This window comes from Komagataeibacter oboediens (assembly GCF_018491655.1).
Lineage (GTDB): Bacteria > Pseudomonadota > Alphaproteobacteria > Acetobacterales > Acetobacteraceae > Komagataeibacter > Komagataeibacter oboediens.
This window is the reverse complement of sequence record NZ_JABLUU010000005.1, coordinates 96887-118411: the sequence shown is the minus strand read 5'-3', so window position 1 is coordinate 118411 and position 21525 is coordinate 96887. Positions and strand designations below refer to the sequence as shown.

General features: G+C 63.4%; 22 protein-coding genes and 1 tRNA gene. 17 read left to right on the top strand and 6 right to left on the bottom strand.

Annotated elements, in window-relative coordinates; translation table 11 throughout:
* Positions 1 to 88 precede the first annotated feature (88 nt).
* From HNO79_RS06420 to HNO79_RS06410, 3 genes are all read left to right on the top strand, one after another.
* Complete coding sequence (locus HNO79_RS06420; protein WP_010507900.1) at positions 89 to 400, top strand: FAD assembly factor SdhE; 312 nt, start codon at positions 89 to 91, stop codon at positions 398 to 400.
* Positions 397 to 3879 (top strand): transcription-repair coupling factor, encoded by a 3483-nt coding sequence (mfd, locus tag HNO79_RS06415; RefSeq protein ID WP_214164913.1) that lies wholly within the window; start codon positions 397 to 399, stop codon positions 3877 to 3879. The genes HNO79_RS06420 and mfd overlap by 4 nt, the downstream gene beginning before the upstream one ends.
* 158 nt (positions 3880 to 4037) lie before the next feature.
* Positions 4038 to 4931, top strand: coding sequence for an alpha/beta fold hydrolase (locus tag HNO79_RS06410; protein WP_214164914.1), 894 nt, complete (start codon positions 4038 to 4040; stop codon positions 4929 to 4931).
* 159 nt (positions 4932 to 5090) lie between these two features.
* On the opposite strand, the gene HNO79_RS17485 is transcribed toward HNO79_RS06410, so the two are convergent.
* A complete protein-coding gene (locus HNO79_RS17485; RefSeq protein ID WP_373636458.1) occupies positions 5091 to 5435 on the bottom strand; it encodes a hypothetical protein in 345 nt (114 codons plus the stop codon).
* A gap of 297 nt (positions 5436 to 5732) precedes the next feature.
* Here HNO79_RS17485 and HNO79_RS17480 point away from each other — a divergent pair, with 297 nt between their 5' ends.
* From HNO79_RS17480 to HNO79_RS06395, 3 genes are all read left to right on the top strand, one after another.
* Positions 5733 to 6014, top strand: coding sequence for a hypothetical protein (locus HNO79_RS17480; RefSeq protein ID WP_408885687.1), 282 nt, complete (start codon positions 5733 to 5735; stop codon positions 6012 to 6014).
* A gap of 98 nt (positions 6015 to 6112) precedes the next feature.
* Positions 6113 to 7069: a bile acid:sodium symporter family protein gene (locus HNO79_RS06400; RefSeq protein WP_214164915.1), complete on the top strand. Its 957-nt coding sequence runs from the start codon at positions 6113 to 6115 to the stop codon at positions 7067 to 7069.
* A gap of 100 nt (positions 7070 to 7169) precedes the next feature.
* Entirely contained in the window at positions 7170 to 8603 is a 1434-nt protein-coding gene (locus tag HNO79_RS06395; RefSeq protein WP_200409378.1) for a pyridoxal phosphate-dependent decarboxylase family protein, read from the top strand.
* A gap of 158 nt (positions 8604 to 8761) precedes the next feature.
* Here the strand turns inward: HNO79_RS06395 and HNO79_RS06390 are convergent, their stop codons facing one another.
* From HNO79_RS06390 to HNO79_RS06380, 3 genes are all read right to left on the bottom strand, one after another.
* The gene (locus HNO79_RS06390) at positions 8762 to 10657 is read right to left on the bottom strand and encodes a cobaltochelatase CobT-related protein (protein ID WP_110507127.1); all 1896 of its coding nucleotides are present in this window, start codon (positions 10655 to 10657) and stop codon (positions 8762 to 8764) included.
* Between the two features lie 18 nt (positions 10658 to 10675).
* Positions 10676 to 11701: a cobaltochelatase subunit CobS gene (gene cobS / locus HNO79_RS06385; RefSeq protein ID WP_010513437.1), complete on the bottom strand. Its 1026-nt coding sequence runs from the start codon at positions 11699 to 11701 to the stop codon at positions 10676 to 10678.
* A gap of 130 nt (positions 11702 to 11831) precedes the next feature.
* On the bottom strand, positions 11832 to 12461 hold the full coding sequence (locus HNO79_RS06380) for a J domain-containing protein (protein ID WP_214164916.1): 630 nt from the start codon (positions 12459 to 12461) through the stop codon (positions 11832 to 11834).
* Positions 12462 to 12540: 79 nt separating this feature from the next.
* Between HNO79_RS06380 and HNO79_RS06375 the strand changes: the two genes are divergently transcribed.
* On the top strand, positions 12541 to 12855 hold the full coding sequence (locus HNO79_RS06375; protein ID WP_029329296.1) for a BolA family protein: 315 nt from the start codon (positions 12541 to 12543) through the stop codon (positions 12853 to 12855).
* The gene (locus HNO79_RS06370; RefSeq protein ID WP_010513440.1) at positions 12852 to 13478 is read left to right on the top strand and encodes a LolA family protein; all 627 of its coding nucleotides are present in this window, start codon (positions 12852 to 12854) and stop codon (positions 13476 to 13478) included. Before HNO79_RS06375 ends, HNO79_RS06370 begins: the two co-directional genes overlap by 4 nt.
* Before the next feature lie 3 nt (positions 13479 to 13481).
* Here the strand turns inward: HNO79_RS06370 and lipB are convergent, their stop codons facing one another.
* On the bottom strand, positions 13482 to 14192 hold the full coding sequence (lipB, locus tag HNO79_RS06365; protein ID WP_214164917.1) for a lipoyl(octanoyl) transferase LipB: 711 nt from the start codon (positions 14190 to 14192) through the stop codon (positions 13482 to 13484).
* A gap of 60 nt (positions 14193 to 14252) precedes the next feature.
* On the opposite strand from lipB, the gene HNO79_RS06360 reads away from it, so the two are divergent.
* From HNO79_RS06360 to moaA, 5 genes are all read left to right on the top strand, one after another.
* Positions 14253 to 14338: transfer RNA gene (locus HNO79_RS06360), tRNA-Leu, on the top strand.
* Positions 14339 to 14781: 443 nt separating this feature from the next.
* The gene (galU, locus tag HNO79_RS06355) at positions 14782 to 15651 is read left to right on the top strand and encodes a UTP--glucose-1-phosphate uridylyltransferase GalU (protein ID WP_048856344.1); all 870 of its coding nucleotides are present in this window, start codon (positions 14782 to 14784) and stop codon (positions 15649 to 15651) included.
* Positions 15648 to 17057, top strand: coding sequence for a phosphoglucomutase/phosphomannomutase PgmG (gene pgmG / locus HNO79_RS06350; protein ID WP_214164918.1), 1410 nt, complete (start codon positions 15648 to 15650; stop codon positions 17055 to 17057). The genes galU and pgmG overlap by 4 nt, the downstream gene beginning before the upstream one ends.
* A gap of 106 nt (positions 17058 to 17163) precedes the next feature.
* Positions 17164 to 17385: a DUF3553 domain-containing protein gene (locus tag HNO79_RS06345; RefSeq protein WP_010513444.1), complete on the top strand. Its 222-nt coding sequence runs from the start codon at positions 17164 to 17166 to the stop codon at positions 17383 to 17385.
* Between the two features lie 11 nt (positions 17386 to 17396).
* Positions 17397 to 18428, top strand: a complete 1032-nt coding sequence (gene moaA / locus HNO79_RS06340) for a GTP 3',8-cyclase MoaA (RefSeq protein ID WP_214164919.1) — start codon at positions 17397 to 17399, stop codon at positions 18426 to 18428.
* Positions 18429 to 18442: 14 nt separating this feature from the next.
* Here moaA and HNO79_RS06335 read toward each other — a convergent pair whose 3' ends face one another.
* Positions 18443 to 19300 carry a methyltransferase domain-containing protein gene (locus HNO79_RS06335; protein ID WP_214164920.1) on the bottom strand — a complete coding sequence of 286 codons (858 nt, stop codon included), beginning with the start codon at positions 19298 to 19300 and terminating at the stop codon, positions 18443 to 18445.
* Positions 19301 to 19355: 55 nt separating this feature from the next.
* On the opposite strand from HNO79_RS06335, the gene HNO79_RS06330 reads away from it, so the two are divergent.
* From HNO79_RS06330 to HNO79_RS06315, 4 genes are all read left to right on the top strand, one after another.
* On the top strand, positions 19356 to 20120 hold the full coding sequence (locus HNO79_RS06330; RefSeq protein WP_214164921.1) for a ComF family protein: 765 nt from the start codon (positions 19356 to 19358) through the stop codon (positions 20118 to 20120).
* A gap of 69 nt (positions 20121 to 20189) precedes the next feature.
* Positions 20190 to 20450 carry a glutaredoxin 3 gene (gene grxC / locus HNO79_RS06325; RefSeq protein ID WP_010513448.1) on the top strand — a complete coding sequence of 87 codons (261 nt, stop codon included), beginning with the start codon at positions 20190 to 20192 and terminating at the stop codon, positions 20448 to 20450.
* 25 nt (positions 20451 to 20475) lie between these two features.
* Positions 20476 to 20934, top strand: a complete 459-nt coding sequence (locus HNO79_RS06320; protein WP_010513449.1) for a DUF1178 family protein — start codon at positions 20476 to 20478, stop codon at positions 20932 to 20934.
* A 64-nt stretch (positions 20935 to 20998) separates the two neighbouring features.
* A complete protein-coding gene (locus HNO79_RS06315) occupies positions 20999 to 21523 on the top strand; it encodes a DUF2147 domain-containing protein (RefSeq protein ID WP_029329300.1) in 525 nt (174 codons plus the stop codon).
* The last annotated feature ends 2 nt before the right edge of the window (positions 21524 to 21525 follow it).

Sequence of the window (21525 nt, the reverse complement as noted above, 5' to 3'; positions counted from 1 at the left end):
CTTGTCATGCGGGCTGACAGATGCCCGCGTGACGGCTATAGGACACCTGCGTTACGGAACAAAACACAACCATCATGGGTGGAACGCAATGGAAGCCAGAACGCCTGATCTCTCGCGCCTCGATACACGACGGCGCAAGATATATTACCGCGCCACACATCGCGGCACACACGAAACCGACGTGCTGATCGGGGGCTTTGTCGCCCCCCGGCTGGAAGGCATGACCGAAGCCCAGCTTGATGCGCTGGAAGCGGTGATGGACCTGCCGGATGCCGACCTTGCGGACTGGCTGAGCGGCCGTCGCCCGGTGCCGGACGAACTGAATACCCCCATGATGAAGGAAATCATGGCCGATGCCACCGATCCCGCGCGGCTTGCTGCGATCCGGGGCGGAAAATGAACGATACGGCAGGTTTCTCACTCGCACCCGGCGCACCGCTTCCCGTATGGGGCGTGCCGGATGGGTATGACGCTTTCCTGCTGGCACGCAGGGTAGGGGAACATGACGGCCCCGTGCTGCATGTCTGCCGCGATGATGCCTCCATGGCGCGCATCGCGGACCTGCTGGCCTTCATTGCACCCAAGGCGGAAATCCTGCGTTTTCCGGGTTGGGACTGCCTGCCGTATGACCGCGTTTCCCCCAATCCCGCCATCGTGGCGGAACGGGTGGCAACGCTGACCCGTCTGCTGGAAAAGACCACGGCGCCCCGCATCGTGCTGACCACGGTGATGGGCATCGTGCAGCGTGTCGCACCACGCGCCGCCTTTGCCGGGCAGTCGATGACCATCAAGACGGGTGAAAGCCTTGATGCGCCATTCCTGATGGAACTGCTGATCGCGCATGGCTACAACCGCACCGACACGGTGATGGACCAGGGCGAGTTCGCGACCCGTGGCGGCATTTTTGATATTTTCCCCGCAGGCGACAGCGAACCCGTGCGCCTTGACCTGTTTGGTGACGAGGTGGAGAACATCCGCCGTTTTGACCCCGGCACCCAGCGCTCGACCGCGAAGATCGATAGCCTGACCATGCGTCCGGTGGCGGATTTCAGCCTTGATCCCGCCAGCATCTCACGCTTTCGCACCGGCTGGCGCGACCTGTTTGGCCCGGCCGCGGCCAATGACCCGCTGTACCAGCACATATCGGACGGCAGGCGGCACGCGGGAATGGAGCACTGGCTACCCCTGTTCCACGAACAGATGGAAACGCTGGTGGACTATCTGCCCGGCGTGTCCATATCGCTGGCCAACCAGGCGGAAGAGGTGCTGGTCACCCGGCTGGAAATGATCGCGGACCATTATGACGCCCGCAGGCAGCCGACGCGGGAAGGCGAAGTACCATACCGCCCGCTGCCGCCGCACCTCATGTATCTCGACCGCAAGGGCTGGGATGCAATGATTGCGGGCCACAAGGCCGTGGTGTTCATGCCCTTCGCCCAGCCCGATGGCGCGCCCGGCATGGACGCGGGCGGCAGGCCGGGACAGATGTTCGCCAAAACCGTGACCGACGGACGTGAAAACGTCTTTCCCATGCTGCATGCGAAGGTGGAGGAATGGTCCCAGACGGGCAGGCGCGCCTATGTCACGGCCTGGAGCCGGGGATCGTGCGAGCGGATTGGCGTGCTGCTGCGTGAATACCGCCTGCCGGTCCAGACATTCGCCACATGGAAAGACGCGCAGAAGCTGAAGCCCGGTACCGTGGGCCTGCTGACACTGGGGCTGGAACGCGGTTTCGTGGCCGATAACGTGGCCTTCGTATCCGAGCAGGACCTGCTGGGTGAGCGGATTTCCCGCCCGCCGCGCCGGCGCAAGAAGGCGGACCAGTTCATCTCCGAAGCCTCCGAAATTGCCGAAGGCGACCTGATCGTCCATCAGGATTACGGCATCGGCCGTTATGACGGACTGGAGACGATCGGGGTGGGCACGGCCCCCCATGACTGCCTGCGCCTGATCTATGACGGCAATGAAAAGCTGTTCCTGCCGGTGGAGAATATCGAACTGCTCAGCCGCTTCGGCTCGGATCAGGCCCATGTGGCGCTGGACAGGCTGGGTGGCGTGTCGTGGCAGTCGCGCAAGGCGAAGATGAAACAGCGCATCCGCGACATGGCGGGTGAACTGATCCGCACGGCCGCCGCGCGCGCCCTGCGCGAGGCCCCGGCCATTACGCCCGAGGATGGGCTGTGGGACGAGTTCTGTGCCCGCTTCCCCTTTGTCGAGACCGAGGACCAGTCCCGCGCCATTGCCGACGTGCTGGATGACATGGCGTCGGGCAGGCCGATGGACCGGCTGGTCTGTGGCGACGTGGGTTTTGGCAAGACCGAAGTTGCGCTGCGGGCCGCCTTTGTTGCCGCCATGTCGGGTGCACAGGTGGCGGTTGTGGTGCCGACCACGCTGCTGGCACGCCAGCATTACCGCACGTTCTCCGCCCGCTTCGCCGGGCTGCCGGTCAAGGTGGCGCAGCTTTCACGCATGGTCACGGGCAAGGAAGCCACCGCCGTGCGCAAGGGGCTGGCTGATGGCACGGTCAATATCGTGATCGGCACGCACGCGCTACTGGCCAAGACAGTGAAATTTGCCGATCTCGGCCTGCTGATCGTCGATGAGGAACAGCATTTCGGCGTGGCGCATAAGGAAAAGCTGAAGGCGCTGCGTGAGGACGTGCATGTGCTGACACTCTCCGCAACGCCACTGCCGCGCACACTGCAGCTGGCGCTTACCGGCGTGCGGGAAATGAGCCTGATCGCCACTCCGCCCACCGACCGGCTGGCGGTGCGCACCTTCATCATGCCGTTCGACAGCGTGGTGATCCGCGAGGCGATCCAGCGCGAACGCTTCCGTGGTGGGCAGGTCTTCTGCGTCGTGCCGCGTATCGAGGATCTGGACCGCATGGCCGCGCGCCTGCATGAAATCGTGCCCGATGCCCGGCTGGTACAGGCCCATGGCCGCCTGACACCAACCGAGCTGGAACGGGTGATGACCGAGTTCAGTGACGGGAAATATGACATCCTGCTGTCCACCAACATTGTGGAAAGCGGTCTGGACATGCCAGCAGTCAACACGCTGATCATTCACCGCGCCGATATGTTCGGTCTGGGTCAGCTGTACCAGCTGCGCGGGCGCGTGGGACGTGGCAAGCAGCGCGGCTATGCCTATCTTACGTGGCCCCAGACGCATGTGCTGTCGGCGGCAGCGCAGAAACGGCTGGAAGTCATGCAGACGCTGGATACGCTGGGGGCAGGTTTCACGCTGGCATCCCACGACCTTGACCTGCGCGGTGCGGGCAACCTGCTGGGCGATGAACAGTCGGGCCATATCCGCGAGGTGGGGATCGAGCTGTACCAGCAGATGCTGGAAGACGCGGTGGCCGACCTGCGCACGGAAAAAGGACGGCGCAGGCTGCAGGACCGTGACTGGACGCCCAACATCATCCTTGGCCTGCCGGTGCTGATCCCCGATACCTATGTCACCGACCTGCCGGTCCGCCTTGGCCTGTACCGCCGCATCGCGGCGCTGGCCAATGATGCGGAAGTCGAGGCGATGGAAGCCGAACTGGTGGACCGCTTCGGCACGCTGCCAGATGAGGTGCGCAACCTGCTGGATGTCGTCACCCTGAAGCGCATGTGCCGCGAGGCCGGAGTGGAACGGCTGGAGGCCGGGCCGAAAGGTATGGTTATCCAGTTCCGTGGCAATACCTTCGCCAACCCGGCAGGGCTGGTGGCATGGATTGCGAAGCAGAAGGAAGCCAATGTCCGCCTGCGGCCCGACCACAAGCTTGCGATCATACGCGAAATGACCAACGTCCAGCGCATCACGCAGGCACGCAAGGTGCTGACGGCGCTGGTCCGGCTGGCGCAGGAGGAAACAACCATCCCGGCATAGGCCGGGATGCCGCCTGAACGCGCGGGGCAGGGCGGTCGCCATGTCATTCCCGTTCCGGTATGATTTTGGTGGGCGGCCTGCGTCCGATCCCCTATTTTCCTGACGGGTAAGGCCATGGCCACGGCACATCCGTGGTGCAGGAAAAAGGATGGAATGATATGATCCCCAAAATGATCCGCCGCCTGACGGCAGCCCTTGCGCTGGCCTGCGGCACGATATGCACCGTGCCACACGCGCAGGCAGCTGATGTCATGCAGGCCGTCCAGGTACATGGGCAGACGATCCGCTTTATCGAAGCGGGACACGGACCTGACCTGGTTCTGGTGCATGGTCTGGGCAGCAATGCCCGTTTCGACTGGGGCAAGGTCATTCCTGAACTGGCCCGGCATTACCATGTTCTGGCCATGGACCAGCTTGGCTTCGGGCAGTCGGCCAAGCCCATGATCGCCTACGGGGTGCAGACATGGGTGGATATGCTTGATGGCTTCCTGAAAGCCCGCCACGTCACGCATTTCATGCTCGCCGGTGAATCGCTGGGTGGCTGGATTGCGGGTCTGTATGCCGTCGAGGCGGAAAACAATCCCGCCATGCTCCGCCCCGAAAAGCTGGTGCTGACCGATGCGGCGGGCCACCGGAGTCTATTCAGCAAGGGCACACCGCCCTTCAGCCATGCCCTGTCCATCGAAGGCACGCGCACCGGACTGGGCACGCTGTTCCACAACCATGCCCTGATTACCGACGCGGTGGTGGAAAACGCTTTCGAAACCCGTCTTGCCGAAGGCACGCAGTACACACAGGACAGCCTGCTTCATAACATCAATGACCCGGCGACCTTCCTCGATGAGCAGATGACACGCATCACCATCCCCACGCTTGTGGTCTGGGGACAGGACGACCAGATCGTACCGCTGGCTGATGGTCAGGATTTCGCAGCACGCATACCGGGCGCAAAGCTGGCTGTAATCCCTGCATGCGGGCATGGACCAGCGATTGAACAGCCCCAGCAGTACCTGCAGGCGGTCGGACCCTTCCTTGCGGCGCCACATGGGTGAAACAGTCTGTATGCAGGAGTCCCGGAAGGCGTTTTTTCAAAGAGACGGCGCGTCCAGAAGCTTTTTGAAAAAAGCTTTACCAAAAAGATCCCTCAGTCGCGCGTCAGCCTGCCGCGTCCCGGCCACAGAACGGGAGCGACACGCTGTGCGGACAGGGATCTAGCGGATGGGCAGGGGAATATGGTTGACGGTCATGACCCCGCCCTCCCAGCTGACATCCCACGACGTGCCGCCCGATGGCGCTTTATGCCCGAACAGCTTGGCCAGGATCAGCGCGGCGCTGGCCCGCGTCTGACCCGCATTGCGCAGGGTCTCGATCACGGCATCAAGGTTCTGCACCTGTATGTGTCCGGTGGCGGATGACGCGTCGGTATTGCCTGTCAGGTTGGCATCGCCATTGCCGGTAATCTGCATGGCGCCGCGCTGCGCGGTCAGGGACGCCACATGCAGGGGCACGCGCACGTTTTCGGGCGGATGGCCGGTAATGGCGGCAGCCAGGGGCACCAGTGACTCCCCGGGCACGGATGCATTGGCCGCGGCCTGCTGCGGCAGGGCACTGGCCAGCAGCGTGTTATGCGTGCCGGTAATGCCAATGCCCTGCGTATCCAGCGTCAGCGTGGCCGGGGCGCTACCGCTTGCGGCACCCGCCAGATGCAGGTGCGCGCGACGGAAGGACAGTTTTGTCTGACCACTGGTCAACAGGCCGCCCTGCCATGTCAGGTCATAACTGTGGCCCGCACGCAGCCCTTCCATGATCGGGGTGGCGGCGGATACGAAATAATCCTGCGAACATCCCTGTGAATGATGACCCGTCAGCGTCGCCAGCATGACGAGAGAGGCCACATCCTCCATATCCCGCAGCGCCTGCGGGGGCAGCCCGGTGCCACTGGCCGCAATGTCGGTGGCATGGAATGTCTGGTCCGCATCCCCAGCCAGCGACAGGTCGTAGCCATGCCCCGCAAGGGCACCATTGCCATGGGGCTGACTGCTGCCCACCTGCACATGGCCGCATGTGCCCGGCAGGGCCGTGGCCCCGGCCGGCCCGATGCAGGACAGGACGGCGAGGGCGGTAGTGATGAATAATGTCTTCATTTGCGGCACAAGTTGGCGTGATTACGCGCCGGATGCAATCGGGTATGATATGCCCACCGCCATGATGAAACAGCCATGCCCACGCCGCCATGCTGCGCCGGATTGATTCCTTCCTTGCCTGCCTGCTGACCACCGTAGCGCTGGCAAGCGTGCTGCCCTGTCGCGGGGATGGGGTCAGGGTCTTCAATATCCTTGCCATCATCATGATCGCGAACATGTTTTTCCTGCAGGGCGCGCGCCTGTCCCGTCGCGCGGTCATGGAGGGAATGCTGGGGTGGCGACTCCATCTTGCCATCCTGTCATGCACGTTCGTCATGTTTCCCCTGCTGGGCATGGCGCTGCATGCGGCACTGCCGGGCATGCTGGATGCGCCCATGTGGACGGGCGTGCTGTTCCTGTGCTGCCTGCCATCAACAGTTCAGTCCTCCATCGCCTTTACCTCAATTGCACGGGGCAATGTGGCCGCCGCCATCTGTTCGGCCACCCTGTCCAACATACTGGGCATTTTCCTGACGCCACTTCTGGTAGGGATCGTGTTTGGCCGGCATGGCACGGGTAGTGGCGGCGGGATCATGCCCATCGTGCTGCAGCTTCTGGTCCCCTTCATCGCGGGGCAGGTGGCCCAGCCATGGATCGGGGCATGGGCGCACAGGCACAAAAAGCTGCTGTCCTTTTCCGACCGGGGATCGATCCTCGTGGTGGTCTATACCGCCTTCAGCGAAGCCGTGACGCAGGGCCTGTGGCACCGCCTGCCGCCGCTGCAGCTTGGTCGGGTGGGAGTGGTGGATGCCGGACTGCTGGCAATCGTGCTGGGGCTGACCATGCTGGCGGGGCGACTGTGCCGTTTTCCCCGCGCCGACCGGATTGCCATCATATTCTGCGGGTCCAAGAAATCGCTGGCATCGGGCGTGCCGATTGCCAGCGTGCTGTTTTCACCCCGCGATGTCGGGCTGATTGTCATGCCGCTCATGATCTACCATCAGGTCCAGCTTTTCGTATGCGCCACCCTGGCGCGACGCATGAGTGCGGAAGGGGATGGAGACTGATTGCATCCTTTCCCCCTCGCGCCCACACGCGCGGCCCGGTATGTAGGGCACGCCAGACAGGCCAGATGGGCCTTGCAACCGCAGGATATGGTGGAGAGAGATGACAGGACTGGATCCGGACAACTGGGATGGGCTGCGCGCCCTGGGCCATCAGATGGTGGATGATATGATCGACCGCCTGTCCACCCTGCGCGACCGCCCGGTCTGGCAGCCTATGCCCGACACCCTGCGTGCGCGGCTTCGCACCGGTCTGCCGCATGATCCCACCCCGCCGGAAGAGCTGTACGCCCGTTTTCGCGAACTGGTCGAACCCTATTCCACCGGCAATGTGCATCCCGGTTTCATGGGCTGGGTGCATGGCGGCGGCACTGCGGTCGGCATGCTGTCGGAACTGCTGGTTGGCGGGCTGAACGCGAATTGCGGTGGCCGCGACCACGCCCCGATCGAGGTCGAGCGCGAAGTCATCCGCTGGGCTGCGGAAATGTGCGGCTTTCCCGACACCACCACGGGACTGCTGGTGACCGGGTCATCCATGGCGAACATGATTGCCGTCATTACCGCCAGCCGTGCCGTGCCCGACGGGCTGGACATGCGCGCCAAGGGCGTGGGCACGCGCAGGCTGGTGGGATATGCCGCCGCGACCGCACATGGCTGTATTTCACGGGCGTTCGACCTGACCGGCCTTGGCACCGATGCCCTGCGCGTCATTCCGGTGGATGCGGACAACCGCATGATCCTGCCCGAACTGGAGCGCGCCATTGCCCGCGACCGCGCGGCGGGGCTGGAACCGTTCATGGTGATCGGCACGGCAGGCACCGTGGATACCGGGGCGATCGACGACCTGAACACTCTGGCCGATATCGCGGCACGTGAAAACATCTGGTTCCATGTCGATGGCGCATTCGGCGCGCTGGCCATGCTGTCCGATACGCTGCGGCCCGGCCTGCGGGGACTGGAACGCGCGGACAGCGTGGCCTTCGATTTCCATAAATGGGCGCAGGTGCAGTACGACGCGGGCTGCATCCTTGTCCGTCGCCCCGGTGCGCAGGCCGCAGCCTTCGCGCAGTCGCGCGCCTACCTTGCGCGTGAGGACCGCGGACTTGCCACCAATGCGCCATGGTACTGCGACCTTGGCCCCGACCTGTCACGCGGGTTCCGCGCGCTGAAGGTGTGGATGACGCTGGGCACCTATGGTGCAGATGGCATGGGCCGGATGATCGCCAACTGCTGCGCCATCGCCCGGCACCTTGCCGCACGTGTCGAGGCCAATCCGCGCCTGGAACTGCTGGCCCCGGTTACGCTGAATATCGTGTGCTTCCGCATCATCGCCCCCGTGGAGGACCTTGACCATTTCAACGGGGAGGTGGTGAAGGACCTGCATGAAAGCGGGATCGCGGCCCCTTCGACCACCATCATCAACGGGCGCAAGGCCATCCGTGCGGCCATCGTCAACCACCGCACCACCAATGCTGATGTGGACCATATGCTGGATGCGCTGCTGGACCTTGCGGACCGCAGGCTGACGGCGGGCTAAAACGCTGTTGATAAAAAATTAAAGAAGTTTCTGGGGCCGCTTTTTTTCAGGAAGGCGGTGTTTTCTGAAGCTTTTTGCAAAAAAGCTTCACCAAAAACTTCTTATGCCGCAGGTAGGCTAAAAAAGCCCCGCTCCATACGCCGGAGCGGGGCAGGGGCCTAACCGCCGCGTCTGCGACCACGCGTGGCTTCTTCCTCAAACAGTTCAGACAGCTTCTTCATCATCGTGCCGCCCAGTTCCTCGGGGTCGGTAATGGTCACGGCGCGGCGGTAATACCGCGTCACGTCATGACCGATGCCAATGGCCAGCAGTTCGGTACTGGTGCGGTTTTCGATATGGGCAATGACCTCGCGCAGGTGATTTTCCAGATATGATCCCGGATTGGCCGACAGCGTACTGTCATCCACGGGCGCGCCATCGGAAATCACCATGAGGATACGCCTGCCTTCCGCACGTGTGGCAAGACGCCGCTGCGCCCACAGCAGGGCCTCCCCATCAATGTTTTCCTTCAGCAGCCCCTCGCGCAGCATCAGGCCAAGATTGCGCCGCGCGCGCCGCCACGGCATGTCGGCGGCCTTGTAGATGATATGGCGCAGGTCATTCAGCCGCCCGGGATTTTCGGGCTTGCCTTCCTGCGTCCACAGTTCGCGACTGCGGCCCCCTTTCCATGCACGGGTGGTAAAGCCCAGCACTTCCACTTTCACCGCGCAGCGTTCCAGCGTACGGGCAAGGATGTCACCACACATGGCGGCCACTGAAATCGGCCGCCCGCGCATGGACCCCGAATTGTCGATCAGCAGGGTGACGACCGTATCGCGGAAATCGGTATCGCGTTCGCGCTTGTACGACAGGGACAGCATGGGATTGACCACGATGCGCGACAGGCGGCCCGCGTCGAGCATCCCTTCCTCAAGGTCGAATTCCCACGCCCGTGTCTGCTGCGCCATGAGCTTGCGCTGCAACCGGTTGGCCAGCTTGGACACCACACCCTGCATGCTGACAAGCTGCTGGTCCAGCGTCTGGCGCAGGCGGAACAGTTCTTCCGCATCGCACAGGTCTTCGGCGGCGATTTCCTCGTCATACACAGTGGTGAATGCATGATAGGACGGGAGAACATCTTCCTCTTCCGCCGCATCCTCACCCGGACCGCCTGCTTCTTCCGACCCGCTGGCCGATCCGCCCTGTTCCCCGTCATCGGGGTCCTCATCACCCGCACCCGTGCCCTGGGACATCTGCATGGGCAGGGAATTGTCATCTTCCTCCGGCCCTTCGTCCTGGGGCTCGGGCGTTGCGTCGTCCGTCTGCTCCTCGTCATCGCTGCTGGCGGCCTCGGCTTCGGCCGTGCCATCGTCGGCCGCCTCATCGGGCGTGGTTTCCTGCTGCATCAGGTCGCACGCCATAAGCAGCCTGCGCGCGGCCTGCGCGAAATCATGCTGGCTGTCCTGCCGCTCCACCATTTCATCCAGCGCGCGCAGGGCGGCTGGTGGCAGATCATCGGACCACGCCTTCATAAGGGTACGCATGGATGCGGGCAGGGGACGGCCGGACATCCGCTCACGCGCCAGCAGGCCAAGGGCAAGCGGCGTTGGCAGCTTTGTATGGCTGGACAGGCGATCCAGCCCCATATCCGCGCATTCCTGCGCCAGACGGGCATCAAGGTTGGCGGCAACACCCGCCATGTGCCGCGCCCCAAGGCTTTCGACACGCGCCTGTTCCAGCGCGTCATATACCTCGCGCGCTTCGCCTGCGGGGGGCATGGCGCTGGCATGCAGCGCCACGTCATGGTGACGCAGGCGCAGGGCGGCGGAATCGGCCGCGCCGCGCATGCGGGTCATGTCCGCATCCGTCATCTGCCGCGAGGGCTGGGGCAGGCGGACATGCGTGCCGGTAACCGACGCCCCGGACGGCACCGGCCCGTTGAGGAACGAGACCTCGGCCTGCGCCTGACCGCCCAGCGCGCGTACGGCGCCTACCGTCGCACGCTTGAAGCCTTCGGCCCGACGGGCATCCTGCCCGTCCTGAGGGGTGGGAGGTTTTTTCCGGTTTTCACGCATGCCGTGCCTGCCCTGTCATCAGCCCCTGGGCGCCAGCGGACTGGCGTTGAAGCAGCGCTGGTAATATTCCGCCACCGTCGGGCGTTCCGCCTCGTCACATTTGTTGAGGAAAGTAACGCGGAACGCGAAGGCAAGATCGTTGAAGATACGATAGTTCTCGGCCCAGCTTATGACCGTGCGCGGTGACATGACGGTGGAAATATCCCCCGCGATAAAGCCCGAACGCGTCAGATCCGCCAGTGCGACCATGCTTTCCACCCGCCTGCGCCCGGCTTCGTCCTTTTTGGGATCAATGCCCATCTTGCCCATCACGATGGCCGTTTCCTGCGCATGGGGCAGGTAATTCAGCGTGGTGACGATGTTCCAGCGGTCCATCTGGCCCTGGTTGATCTGCTGCGTGCCATGGTACAGCCCCGTGGTATCGCCCAGACCGACCGTATTGGCAGTCGCGAACAGGCGGAAGAACGGATGGGGACGGATCACGCGGTTCTGGTCCAGAAGGGTCAGGTGCCCCTCGATTTCCAGAACGCGCTGGATCACGAACATCACGTCGGGACGGCCGGCATCGTATTCGTCAAACACCAGCGCGCAGGGGTGCTGCAGGCCCCACGGCAGCAGGCCTTCGCGGAATTCGGTGATCTGCTGGCCATCCTTCAGCACGATCGCGTCCTTGCCGATCAGGTCGATACGCGAGATGTGGCTGTCGAGGTTGATGCGCACGCTGGGCCAGTTCAGCCGGGCCGCAACCTGCTCGATATGGGACGACTTGCCCGTGCCGTGATAACCCTGAACCATGACGCGGCGGTTAAAGGCAAACCCTGCGAGGATGGCCAGCGTGGTGTCATGGTCGAATTTGTAGGACGGGTCGATATCGGGCACATGATCGGTCCGGACCGAGAAAGCGGGCACCTTCATGTCGCTGTCGATACCGAACACGTCCCGCGCCGAAACCTGCAGGTCGGGTGCGGACACGGCCGAAATATCGGGAAGCGGCGTGCCATTGGCGTCCGCTGCGGCGGTTATCAGGTCTGCGGGTTCGTTCATCTGCTTTTTCTCGTCCGTCGCTTCATCTGTTCTGGCCCGCCATGACAGCGCAGGGCGCGGCATATCGGGTCATGGAGTTATAGGCTGACATGTAACGATCAGCCAGTGCACGGTTTCCGTGGGCAGCCCGTCAGGCGCTGCGGGCCATGCCATCGCGCCCGGCAGTGGCGACAAGGTGGGCGCGCACCGTGGCATAGGCGATATTGATGCCCTTGAACCGTTCTTCCGCCTTGCGGTCCCCCCCATTGGTGTCGGGGTGATGTCGGCGCGCAAGGTCCTTGTACCGGGACTTGAGTTCATCCATGGACACCGGCCAGCCAAGGTCCAGCACGCCCAGCGGGCATTTCAGCGCCTGTGGTGCCTCCGCCCGGCTGTCTTCTTCGCGCCGCTGGCGCGCGCGGCTTCGTGCACGCGCCTTTGCAGCCCCCTTCAGCAGGTCGAGCGGGTCAAGCACCTCCTCCTCGCTGAAGGCATGGGCGGCGTTGCCCTGTCCCAGTTTCCATGACGGCCGGTTCCAGGACGCATCAGCACGGATATGCGCCTCGATCTGGCCGGGGGTCATGCCGCGGTAGAAGTCCCAGTTTGCGTTGTATTCCCGGACATGCTGAAGGCAGAACCAGAAATACTTGTTCAACGCATCGCGCGAACGCGGGGCGCGGTAACCCGCCGGCTGGTCGCAGCCATGCATGTCACAGCAGCGATCAGGCGCGTCGGGTTCGGGGTCAAAGGCGCGGTGCCGGGTGTTCCTTCTCTTCATCATTGTCGTTATGTGCGCCTGTTCATGCTTCGTGCAAGAGCGAAGCTGTGCAATGAATGATCCCGCTATCATGGAGCCGCCAATGGAACAGCAAGCAACCGGCCGGGCCGGACGGATCGAACGCATCATACGCGAACATCTCGCCCCCGTGGAACTGCGCATACATGACGACAGCGCCCGCCACGCCCATCACGTCCACGTGCGCGATAATGGCGTACAGGCAGGGGAAAGCCACTACAACGTGCTGATTGTCAGCCCTGCATTCGACCAGATGGGCCGGGTGCAGCGATCGCGCGTGGTGCATGACCTGCTGGCGGACGAGTTCGCGGGCGGCATGCATGCCCTGTCGCTCGTGCTGCGCACGCCACAGGAACAGGCGCGGATGGACGCGGCATGAAGCCCGCCTTTCCCTTCGCCACGCGGCGGTTGATGATGGGCGGCCTGCTGACCCTGCTGGCCGCATGCGCCGGAACGCCCGTGCAACAGGCACCCGACCAGCAGGCGGACATCGCGCGGGTCGAGGCCTATCTCAATACATCAAACGGGCTGCAGGCCAATTTCGTGCAGACCTGGCCCGATGGCGGAAAGGGGCAGGGGGTCATGCATTACGATCCGGGCCGCCTGCGGCTGGATTACGAAACACCAGGATCAATGAAGCTGGTTGCGGCCAGTGGGCACCTTCTGTTCGTGGACCACCGCCGCGAATCGGTCACCCGCATGTCGCTGGGCCACCAGCCGCTTGGCCTGCTTCTGGAACAGCCCGTGCACCTGTCGGGACAGATCGCGGTAACAGCGGTGCAGCATGGGCAGAACAGCCTGCAGGTTTCGCTGGCGCGACGCGACAGCGAATCACAAGGGATTCTGACGCTTGGCTTTTCCGATATCGGCGGCAGGCTGTCGCTGCTGGTGATTGAGATGACGGATGTGGAACGGCAGCACATCCGCCTCGACCTGACGGACACCACCGTCAGCGGCCAGCCATGGCCTGACGCAATGTTTACCCTGTCGGCCAGCAACTAGACGTTACCCGGCGCGTGGGGCGTCCTCCTGCGTGCCGGGAATCGGGCCGAAGCATTCGGGCCACGTGGCCGCAAGGGCCGCGTCCACTTCGTCCATACTGACAGCCTTGCCCAGCTTCGCCAGACTGGTGACGCCGTATTCGCTAATGCCGCAGGGCACGATTCCACCAAAATCGCTGAGGTCCGGGGCGACGTTGATCGCGATTCCATGCCAGCTGACCCAGCGCGAGACACGTACGCCAATGGCCGCGATCTTTTCCTCGCGCCCCGTGGCGGGATCGACCACCCAGACCCCGATGCGGTCCGCGCGGCGTTCGCCCACCACGTCAAAATGGCGCAATGTGCGGATGATCCATTCCTCCAGCGTATGGACATAGGCCCGCAGGTCGCGCGCTGGCGCCATGCCGTGCGCCCGGGTCAGGTCCAGCATGGCATAGGCCACCCGCTGCCCCGGCCCGTGATACGTCCACTGCCCGCCGCGCCCGGCAGGGTAGGTAGGATAGCCGCGCGGATTGAACAGGTCCGAATCCTTTGCTGATGTCCCGGCGGTATAGGTGGGGGGATGTTCCAGCAGCCAGACGCGTTCAGGTGCGCTGCCGGCGCGTATGCCACGGGCCTGGGCCTCCATTTCCGCAAGCGCGGTGGGGTAGGGCACCAGATTTGCCGCCCTATGCCATAAAAACTCGTTTTCAGTCATTGCCCACGCGCCCTCCATCGGTTATACGCCCCTTCATCGTCATGACGGTATCGCCCAGTCGATCATCGTTGTCACGTTGCGGCCATGGCGGAATGGTAGACGCGCAAGCTTGAGGTGCTTGTGGGGGAAACCCCGTGGAAGTTCGAGTCTTCTTGGCCGCACCAACCTGATTTTCCTGAAAACTGACAAAACGGGTCTCATCTCCCCATCGGGGCAGGGTATCTGCGCGCGCCTGCGTCCGTGGACGGCAGGTATCCCGCGGCCGAAATTGGGCGGTTTCACACATGTGGCATGCAGGAGCGGCATGGACTGGGATGCTTCATGTCATAAAAAAGTCACAATATTTCCGCACAAACGGCAGGTATCTACCTCAGATGGTATGAACATCCACAGGCAACCTGACGCGCCGCGCGAATGGTTACAAAAGGTGTCATATCGGCAGCGGGTGCTGGCGTGCTGGAGGAATCGTGATTTAAATCATGTTTGGTCCTGATAAAGCACGCTACATCATTGCCATCTGGTAACACCCTGTTACCTGTTTTCATTATGGAAACGGGGCATCAGTCGGTATTGCCTGTTTCTGTCATGCATCTTGAGGTAAATATTAGTGATTAAGCCCCTTAAAAAAGCCGTATTGCCGGTTGCCGGTCTTGGAACGCGCTTTCTGCCCGCAACCAAGTGCGTGCCCAAGGAAATGCTGACCGTCGTCGACCGTCCGCTGATCCAGTATGCAATCGATGAAGCACGCGAAGCAGGGATCGAGGAATTCTGCCTCGTTTCCAGCCGGGGCAAGGATTCCCTGATCGACTATTTCGATATCTCCTACGAGCTGGAAGACACGCTGAAGGCCCGCAAGAAGACCTCCGCGCTGAAGGCGCTGGAAGCCACCCGCGTCACCCCGGGCTCCATGCTGTCCGTGCGCCAGCAGGAACCGCTGGGTCTGGGCCATGCCATCTGGTGCGCGCGCGAATTCATTGGCAACGACCCGTTCGCCATCCTGCTGCCTGATGACGTGGTGCAGAGCAAGAAGTCGTGCATCGGCCAGCTGGTTGAAGTATACAACAAGACCGGCGGCAACGTTCTGGCCGTGACCGAAGTCCCGCGTGAGCAGACCGGCAGCTACGGCATCCTTGACGTTGGCAAGGATGATGGCAAGACCGTCGAGGTCAAGGGCCTGGTTGAAAAGCCCGACCCGAAGGACGCACCGTCCACCCTGTCCGTCATTGGCCGTTACGTGCTGACCGCCGACGTGCTGAAGCACCTTGCCAAGCTGGAAAAGGGTGCCGGTGGCGAAGTGCAGCTGACTGATGCCATGGCCAAGACAATCGGCCACGTGCCGTTCCACGGCTATCGCTACGAAGGCAAGCGTTTCGACTGCGGCAGCAAGATCGGCTTCCTGGAAGCGCAGATCGCATTCGCGCTGGAGCGTGAAGAACTGGCGCCGGGCGTGCGTGAATTCCTTACGAAATACAAGTGATCTTCCGGCACCGTTTTGATCCGACCAGCCTGCGGGAATATGACATCCGCGGGACGGTCGGCAGGACGATCGGCACGGAAGACGCCTATGCCATCGGCCGCACGTTCGGTAACGTCGTGGCCGGTGATGGCGGCAGCACTGTCGTCATCGGATATGACGGACGCCTCTCGTCCCCCTCCCTCGAACGTGCCCTGGTGGAGGGGGCCATGGCGTCCGGCATGGACGTGGTCCGCATTGGCTGCGGTCCCACACCCATGCTGTATTTTGCCTCTGCCCAGCTGAATGCGGACGGGGCGATCATGGTTACAGGCAGCCATAACCCGCCTGATCATAACGGTTTCAAGCTCGTCCTGGCCAACAGACCATTCTTCGGCCCGCAGATCCAGATGCTGGGGCAGATGGCCGCCACGGGCAATGTCGGGGCACATAAGCCCGGCACGACCCGCGCGCTGGAAGTAAAAGGCGCGTATATCGACCGGCTGCTGCGCGACCATAGGGGCGATACCCGCCCGCTGAATGTCATATGGGACTGTGGCAACGGGGCCGCGGGCAATGTGCTGTCGCTTCTGGTAAGGCGCCTGCCGGGACGCCATCGCGTGCTGAATGCCGCGATTGACGGCCATTTCCCTGCCCATCATCCTGACCCGACCATCCCCGCAAACCTGCAGCAGATGATCGCGGCCGTCCGTCAGGACAGGGCCGACCTTGGCATTGCCTTTGACGGGGATGCGGACCGTCTGGGCGTGGTGGACGATACGGGCGAAATCCTGTTGGCGGACCAGCTTCTGATGATCCTCGCACGCGACATGCTGCGTGACCACCCCGGTGCAACCATCATTGCCGACATCAAGACCAGTCAGGTGGTGTTTGATGAAATCACGCGTAGCGGCGGCCAGCCCTGCATGTGGAAGTCCGGCCATTCGCAGATGAAGACAAGGATGGCCGAAACCGGCGCATTGCTGGCGGGCGAGATGTCGGGGCATATTTTCTTTGCCGACAGGTGGTACGGATTTGACGACGCACTATATGCCGCGCTCCGGCTGCTGGATGTCGTCTCCCGGCTGGACGGTCCGCTATCGGCAGTACGGCGTGCATTACCCCATACTGTTTCCACCCCCGAACTGCGTTTTCCCTGTCCCGATATGCGCAAATTCGACGTGATTGCGGAAGTCGCCACCCGGCTGGAACAGGCTGGCGCCACTGTCTGCGATATTGATGGCGTGCGTGTCAGCACGCCGGATGGCTGGTGGCTGCTACGCGCGTCCAATACGCAGGCATCCCTTGTCGCACGGGCGGAAGGAACGACACAGGCCGCGCTGGACCGGCTGACGGCAGCACTTTCGGCGCAACTGGCGCGATCTGGCGTGACGCTGCCCGATTTTTCCTGCCACGCCACTCCCCATTGAAACTGACCTGACCAGAAACGTCCGTCTTAGTGGATATGCCCGACGCAGGCGGTTTTTTTGTTGAATGCCGGGCCATGGGGTTTAATAAGACCCGCACCGGTCCGATATGCCGGTCATGACCCCCATGCAGGAACCGCGCGATATAATGGCCACCCCTTCCTTCCGTTCATTTCTTGTGCCGGGGCAACTCGTAAGCCACCCCGATCACCCGGAATGGGGCGAAGGGCAGGTGCAGTCCGCCATCGGGCACCGGGTAACGGTCATGTTTCCCCATGCCGGCAAGATTTTGGTTGATGCCACGGTCGTGCAACTGACCGTACTATCGTAAGGGAGGGCTGCATGAATCCCGCATTGCTGGCTGCCCCGTTACCTGATTCCTACGGTCGCCTGCTGACCTACCTGCGCGTATCGGTCACGGACCGGTGCGACATGCGCTGCATCTACTGCATGTCCGAAGACATGACATTCCTGCCAAAGGCCGAGATCCTGTCGCTGGATGAACTGGCCCGGCTGTGCGCATCCTTCATCCGGCACGGCGTGCGCAGGCTGCGCGTGACGGGGGGCGAGCCGCTGGTGCGGCGCGATGTCATGGGCTTTTTCCGTGAAATGGGTGGATGGCTGGGCCGCCCGGACGGGCAGGCGGGGCTGGATGAACTGACCCTGACCACCAATGCCAGCCGCCTGGCCGAATTTGCCGACGGGCTGCGCGCATGCGGCGTGCGGCGGGTCAATGTCAGCCTGGATTCTCTTGATCCCGACCGGTTCGCGCGCATTACCCGACGCGGCAACCTTGCCCGTACGCTGGACGGTATTCGCGCCGCACGGGAGGCGGGACTGGATATCCGCATCAATACCGTGGCCATGGCGGGGATAAACGCGGATGAATTTGACACCCTGATGGCATGGTGTGGCGAAATCGGCGCGGATCTGTGCCTGATCGAAACCATGCCCATGGGCGAGACGGGCGAGGACCGGACCGACCATTACCTGCCTTTGTCAGATGTGCGTCGCGACCTGCAGCAGCGCTGGACGCTGGAACCGCTGTCCTACCGCACCGGCGGCCCCGCACGGTATGCCCGCATTGCCGAAACGGGGCGCAGGATCGGCTTCATCACGCCCATGACCCACAATTTCTGCGAAAGCTGCAACCGTGTCCGCCTGTCCTGCACGGGGCGGCTGTATACCTGCCTCGGGCATGAGGGCTCGACCGACCTGCGCGCGCCGCTCCGCGCCGGGGCGGATGACGTGGACATGATGCATCACGTCCGCGCCGCCATCCTGCGCAAGCCGCGCGGGCATGATTTCCTGATCGGCCGCAATGCCGATGATCCCGCCCGGGTCACACGGCACATGAGTGTCACGGGCGGATAAGGGCACACGCCATGTCACGGCGTCCCGCGCAGCGCATCCTCCAGGCTCACGCTAAACTGCCCCGGGCGCAGGGGCTGTGGCTGCGTCGGGGCAGGGGACCAGCCCGTCATGACCGCCATATGCAGGTCCTGCTCCAGGTTCCCGTCCTCATCCACAGGCAGGTGCTCCAGCACCCTGGCCAGCAGGGCCGGATGCGTCAGCCCGCGCGTGCGTTCGCGCAGGGCGTTCGTCTCCCCACCGTGGCGCAGGTCGCGCAGCAGACCCATGGGCGTGCGATAGGACAGATGGATCACATCAGCGTCCACCACGGGCAGGGCAAACCCCGCGCGCTGCAGCAGGCCCGCGCAGTCACGTACCCCCGGAAAGGGGGAAACGCGCGGCGAAACCCCGCCACGCTGTGCCATTTCGGCGTCCATCAGCGCACGCCGCAGGCCAGCCAGCGTAGGCAGTACCGGCATGCAGGCCAGAAACAGTCCGTCCGGGGCCAGTATGCTGCGCACCTGCGCCAGCAGGCCCGGCAGGTCATTGACCCAGTGCAGCGACAGGCAGGCCACCACAAGGTCGAAGCTGTCAGGAGCGAAAGGCAGCCATTCCGCATCCATGCATACCGCGGGCCCACTGTCTTCCGCGCACATGGACCACGACAGGTCGGTGGTGACGGTGGGGATGTGACGTGCCCGCAGGGCGGGTGCGACAACGCCCCGCCCGCCAATGTCCAGTGCCGCGCCAAAATGACGTGTGACATCATCCAGACGGTCCAGCAGCCGGTCCGCCGCTTCCGCCAGCACAGGCCGGACATGGCCGACATTGGCGGCCGCGCGGTCGCGGTGCAGGCGCACGGCATGACGGTCAAATATCTGCGGCACATCCATCGTTCCGATGTGCCCTCATGCCCTGCCGCTGCCAAGCCCACGATCGTGTGAAGGCATGAACCACCGCGCATCCCCCTGGTGGCGACGGCCCGGCACGCGCATGCTGGACATGCTGTTTCCGCCCCGTTGCCTTGGCTGTGGGGCCGATGTCATGCAGGCAGGGCTGTTATGTGGGACATGCGTCAGCCAGCTGCACCTGATCACATCCCCGTATTGCCACCGCTGCGCGCTGCCGTTTCCCTCCCGCGCCGCAGGCGGACCGACGCTGACCTGCACCACATGCGCCGAAACCCCGCCGCCATGGCACGAAGGGCGCGCCGCAATGGTCTATGACGACGTGCCACGTCGCCTGATCCTGCCGCTGAAATATGCAGACCGGACGGAAAACGCAGCGCTGCTGGCGCGTTACATGGCGGCAGCAGCCACCGGTCTGGTGCACAAGGATAGCATTTTCATACCCGTGCCCCTGCACCGGCTGCGCCTGTTTGCCCGGCGGTACAACCAGGCGGCGCTACTGGCATGCGCGCTGGCGCGACGGACAGGGGCCATGGTCCTGCCCGACGGGCTGGAACGCCTGCGGGCCACGCCCACGCTGAAGGAGAAGGGCAGGGCGCGGCGGCAGGACATCATGCAGGGCGCGATTGGCGTGCGCGCCCACAGGCGTCGTAACATTGCGGGACGGCATGTCATCGTGGTGGATGATGTCATGACCACGGGCGCAACCCTTGCGGCATGCGCCCGCAGCCTGCGTGACGCAGGTGCGGCACGGGTTGATGTGCTGGCCGCCGCCCGTGCCTGTGGCCAGCATGAACAACAATAGGGTAAACTGCCCACCCAGACCCACCCGCCACAATGGTGGCGGACACACACCAGACCAAGCGAAGGTTCAATGCCGTCTATTGACATCTATACCCAGCCCGGCTGCCCATACTGCATCCGCGCGGTCCGTCTGCTGGCGCACAAGGGCGTGCCCTTCAACGAAATCAATGCCCCGCACGGCACGCCGGAACGCGCGGATTCGATCCGCCGTTCGGGTGGGCGTACCACCGTGCCGCAGATATTCATCGACAATACGCCCCTTGGTGGCTGTGATGACCTGATGGCGCTGGACCGGTCGGGCAAACTCGATACCCTTCTGGGCAAGGGCTGATACAGGGCACACGGACGGAGAGGGCATGATCCGGTACCAGCTACGATGTCGTGCAGGCCATGAATTTGAAGGATGGTTTCCCGGCAGCAGCGCATTCGAACACCAGGCGGCGCACGGCCTTCTGTCGTGCCCGCAGTGTGGAACAGCGGATATCAGTCGCGCGCTCATGGCGCCAGCGGTCCATACCGCAGCCCCCCGGCAGGAGACGGAAGCGCCACAGCCCCCCGCTGTCACGCCACCCGGCCATGCGTCAGCGGGAGTGCCCGATGCCGTGATCGCTCTGTTACAGAAAATACGCCACACGGTAGAGGAACATTGTGACGATGTGGGGGACCGCTTTGCCAGCGAGGCCCTGGACATGCACCGGGGCAAGAGCGAGGCCCGTGGCATCTATGGCAGCATGACGCCACAGGAACAGGCCGAACTTGATGAGGAGGGGGTGGACGTCCATGCCATCCCATGGGTCCGCCGGGCCGACAGCTAGAGGGAACACGCAAGCGCGCGGCATGCACCGCCGTGCCACGCGCCATGTGGGGGAACGATTGGAAATGCACGACAGCAAAAGCCACACAGGTACGCGCCAGACCGGACACCGCATGGGGGGCGGCCTTGCGCGCTGGCTGGCCAGGGGCGCCATTGCCGCCTTATGCGCGGTGGCGGTCGGGGCCACCGACCTGCCCACGGCCCATGCCGAGGGGAGCGAGCCGAACATTATCGGCCGGTGGATGACGAAGGACCACGATGGCGTGTTTGAGATTTCCCATTGCGGGAATGAAATCTGCGGACGGCTGGCTGGCGTGCGCTACACGACCGAAATGCCGCGCGACAAGCGTGGTGAGCCGGAATGCAACCTGCCCATGCTGAACGGGTTTACGCCTGACCCGAAGGAAGCAGGACACTGGAACGGTCACGTGACCGATCCCGACACGGGGCATGTCTATCATGCCAAGCTATGGGTGTCCCAGTCGGGGGATCTCAAGCTGCGTGGTTTCGTCGCCGTGCCTTTATTTGGTGAAACCGAAACGTGGAGCCGCTATACTGGTACGATCGGCCCGGCGTGCAAACTGCCCTGAAG